Genomic DNA, 3,964 nt, shown 5'->3' on the forward strand with positions numbered 1-3,964 from the left:
GATACCTAATACAGGAACAGTTGGATATAACTTTGTAGTTGACCCAACTCTATTAACTACTTCAAGTGGTGTTCATAATACTAATACTGCATATACTACAATAAATCATGCTACTTTAGGAAATATATTAAAATTTACAGATAAAAAATACGCAACTTGTGGAGATATTATAACTTACACGATATCTATTCCAAACAACGGTAATGTAGATGCTCTTAATGTAGTGTTGAGTGATACTGTACCAAATGGAACAAGTTATATCCCAAATTCGCTGCAAGTTGATGGCAATCCAATCGGTGGAACACCAGCTAGTATAAATGTTGGAACTGTATCTGCTGGTGGAACTTCAATAGTAACTTTCCAAGTTCAAGTTAATTGTTAAGTTAAAGTTTAAATCTATAATACCTAGAAAGTATTAAATCTAAAATACCTTCTAGGTATTTTTATTTTATATTCTCAAAATACTCGGTAAGTTTTTTGTGTTTAATCTTAATGAGACAAAAACAACCTACCGAGTATTAAATTCTATAGGTATAAATTTATAAATGTAATATTAAATTGTGTATATATATAAATAGTAATATAATAATAAATACATATAGAATTTGAAAGATGGTGAGTATATGAATAAAAGATTTAACACCACAGGTGTATGTGTTCCTAAAAAACACTACATGGTTAATATAGATAATAAACTTAAACAAATTGAAAAGTTTATAGATAATGGGGATTATTTTGTAATAAATAGACCTAGACAGTATGGCAAAACTACAACATTATATTTATTAGAAGAATGTTGTAAGAAAAAATATTTAGTTATATCAACATCATTTGAAGGTATTGGAGATGATATATTTGAAAGTGAAGAAAATTTCAGTAAAGAAATACTAGATATATTTGCAGATAGTCTAGAGTTTTTAGATGAAGATAAAAGTGAAGAACTAAGAGGCCTAAATGATGGATTAAAAAGTTTAAAAGATGTATCAAAAGCTATAACAAAGTTTGTAAAAAATTCTGAACAGGAAATAATACTTTTAATAGACGAAGTTGATAAGTCTAGTAATAATCAGCTATTTTTAAGTTTTTTAGGAATGTTTAGGAACAAATATTTAAATAGTGAACTAGGCAAAGATTATACATTTAAATCTATAATTTTAGCGGGAGTTCACGATATAAAAAACCTTAAATTAAAATTAAGAGATAATGATGAAAAAAAGCTGAATAGTCCTTGGAATATAGCTATTGATTTTAAAATTGATATGAGTTTTTCACCTAATGAAATAGAAACTATGTTAGTTGAATATTGTGAAATCAACGATATAGAAATGGATACTGAAAAAATTTCTAATAGCTTATATTACTACACAAATGGATATCCATTTTTAGTTAGTAGGCTATGTAAAATAATAGATGAAGATATATTGTTAAAAAAACAAGCATGGTCAACAAATGATATAGTGAAAGCCGTTAAATTAGTTCTAAAAGAAAGTAATACATTGTTTGATGATTTAATTAAGAACCTAGAAAATAATGAAGTATTAAGTAATTATGTATTTGATATTGCATTTAATGGAGCTGATAAATTATTCAATATCCATAATCCATTAATAGGACAAGGGCATTTATATGGAGTTTTACAAGATACCAATGGAATGGTTAAAATAAGTAATAGAATATTTGAGCAAGTAATTTATAATTACTTTACATCAAAGCTAGAAAATAATATAAAGAAAATGACTACTTATAATTTTAGAGAGAATTTTATAAATAATGATGGTAGCCTTGATATGGAAAATATTCTACTTAAATTCCAACAGTTTATAAAGGAACAATACAGTAATATAGATGAAAAGTTTATAGAACGTGAAGGACGATTGTTATTTTTAGCATTTATTAAGCCTATAATTAATGGAGTCGGATTTGACTTTAAAGAAGTTCAAATAGCTGAGGAAAAAAGATTAGATGTAGTTATCACTTATAATCAATTCAAGTATGTAATTGAGTTAAAGATTTGGTACGGACAAAGTTATCATGAAAAAGGTTTAAATCAGCTGGCTGACTATATAGATAATCAAGGTTTAGATAAAGGATATTTGATTGTATATAACTTTAACAAAAACAAAGAATATAAACAAGATAAAGTTTATATTAAAGATAAAGAAATATTTGAGGTATACGTATAGTTTCAATATATAAGACCGAGAAAGTATTATGCTAGACAAAAGGGTTATTTTTTTGATAGCTTTTTCAGTTAACAAGGGGTAGCGAAAGCGCTCCCTTGTTGTATTAACACATTACTATAACTTTAAATGCTACAGTTGAAGTTGAACCTGCCGCTATTAGGGATACTAGGATCCACCGTATAATTAAATGTAACACAAATACTCATTACAATTAACTTATGATAAAATGTAGTTCCTACACAAACATAATCATAATGAGTCATAAACATCTTAGCATAGAAGAAAGAGAAAGTATACTAAACTGAAGAGGGTCTTTGTCTGCAAATTCAATATTTACAAATCCATTGTCATAAGCAATTTCTGAATCAGTGTCGAGTGTAGTATTATACTTAAAGTCTTTAAAAATATCAGTGTCCTCTATAAACTTAGCTCCACCTTGTCCGAATGTCATTATATTTGGATTTTTATTTCTGTTGATTTTATAGTTATATCATTTTTAACACTAGCAACATCAACGCTCCACAGTCTAGGTAGTGGAGTATAAACCATTGAACTATATGAACTCAATAGCTCTGTAGCATCATCCAAATATCCCTCTTCAAAATCTCTATATGGTATTTCAACTGGAAGATAAGTTTTTTCCTCTATTGCTTTTTCCATATATTCTGCTTCTTCAAGTGATAATTTGTAAATTAAATCAGATTCGTAGTTAGGATTATGAGGTCCTGTTGGAGGTTCTATAAGTATTTCTTCTCCTTCTAAGTTCATATAACCATGTAAATCTGACATAACAGATGGTGCCCATTTACCTGCAATCATACTATGTATTTCAGATTCTGGTTGAAACTGAACCATGGCATCTCTATTTAAATCAGTTAATGCAGCGTTTTTTTTATGACCTGCCACTTTACCATCAGGATTTGCACAAACATTGAATATTAGAACTGATTTATCTAAAGCTTCTAATACACTTTTATCATTAGAAGTAGCATACTTTTATATAATTTTTAAAGTAGCATCAGTTCCTGAAAATTCATTTCCATGAGGACTGGCATTAAAGTATATTGATATTTTGTAATCAGATTTCTTTTTTTGTATTTCATCTAGTTTTGGCTTTATCTGAGAGTAAAGAGTTGCATGACTGAAAAGAGAAAATTCTTTTTCATCATCCCATCCGTAGACATACTCATCTAATGCTACTGGTTGTGCTTCTATTAGACCACTGTAAATAAATGTAACTGCTAAAACAACTGCTAGAGAACTTGCTAAATATCTCCACCTCTTAACCATAATAATCCCCCTTGATATAAAAAATGTTATTATTTTACGGAATAGTTAAAAAATTATGTAAGCGTCAAAGAATATCCGAATAGAATGCCAATATTTTTTTAGCTAAAATATAAAGTATAAAAACTTGAATATGGAGGCTAACTATGTCAATTGAACAAAGTGAAATAAATTGGGATGAAATTCTAGAAAAATTTGAGAAATATCAAGGCTCTATAGTTAAATTCTGTGAAGTAAATAATATAAGCGCCCATCAACTTTACTATAGAAGAAAGAGATTAAAAAATAAAATTAAAACTACATTTTGTGAAATACTTTTAGATAAAGAAGATGTAGAAGTAGAAGAAATACTTCTAGTGCCAGAAGATAAACCTACTAAATTGATTTCTAATGAAATAAAAATTGAAATTAAAAATATAAATATATACATTCCATCTAGCGAAGCTACGCTTTTAACAAATATAATAAAGGAACTTTCAATATGTTAAACTTAA

6 protein-coding genes are annotated in these 3,964 nt (G+C 27.6%); 3 read left to right on the top strand and 3 right to left on the bottom strand.

Features of this window, described 5'->3' with window-relative positions:
* Both ACRC03_RS19200 and ACRC03_RS19205 read left to right on the top strand, forming a co-directional pair.
* On the top strand, positions 1 to 382 hold a 382-nt coding region (locus ACRC03_RS19200), incomplete at its 5' end, for a DUF11 domain-containing protein (RefSeq protein WP_438654221.1).
* Positions 383 to 623: 241 nt separating this feature from the next.
* On the top strand, positions 624 to 2,183 hold the full coding sequence (locus tag ACRC03_RS19205; RefSeq protein ID WP_438654222.1) for a hypothetical protein: 1,560 nt from the start codon (positions 624 to 626) through the stop codon (positions 2,181 to 2,183).
* 259 nt (positions 2,184 to 2,442) lie between these two features.
* On the opposite strand, the gene ACRC03_RS19210 is transcribed toward ACRC03_RS19205, so the two are convergent.
* The 3 genes from ACRC03_RS19210 to ACRC03_RS19220 form a co-directional block, all read right to left on the bottom strand.
* Complete coding sequence (locus ACRC03_RS19210; protein ID WP_438654223.1) at positions 2,443 to 2,634, bottom strand: hypothetical protein; 192 nt, start codon at positions 2,632 to 2,634, stop codon at positions 2,443 to 2,445.
* Complete coding sequence (locus ACRC03_RS19215) at positions 2,634 to 3,089, bottom strand: hypothetical protein (RefSeq protein WP_438654224.1); 456 nt, start codon at positions 3,087 to 3,089, stop codon at positions 2,634 to 2,636. Before ACRC03_RS19215 ends, ACRC03_RS19210 begins: the two co-directional genes overlap by 1 nt.
* Positions 3,090 to 3,179: 90 nt before the next feature.
* A complete protein-coding gene (locus ACRC03_RS19220; RefSeq protein WP_438654225.1) occupies positions 3,180 to 3,473 on the bottom strand; it encodes a hypothetical protein in 294 nt (97 codons plus the stop codon).
* A gap of 143 nt (positions 3,474 to 3,616) precedes the next feature.
* On the opposite strand from ACRC03_RS19220, the gene tnpA reads away from it, so the two are divergent.
* On the top strand, positions 3,617 to 3,958 hold the full coding sequence (tnpA, locus tag ACRC03_RS19225; RefSeq protein ID WP_438654226.1) for an IS66 family insertion sequence element accessory protein TnpA: 342 nt from the start codon (positions 3,617 to 3,619) through the stop codon (positions 3,956 to 3,958).
* Positions 3,959 to 3,964: the final 6 nt, after the last annotated feature.

It is taken from the genome of Romboutsia sp. (assembly GCF_051659545.1).
GTDB lineage: Bacteria > Bacillota > Clostridia > Peptostreptococcales > Peptostreptococcaceae > JBOFOR01.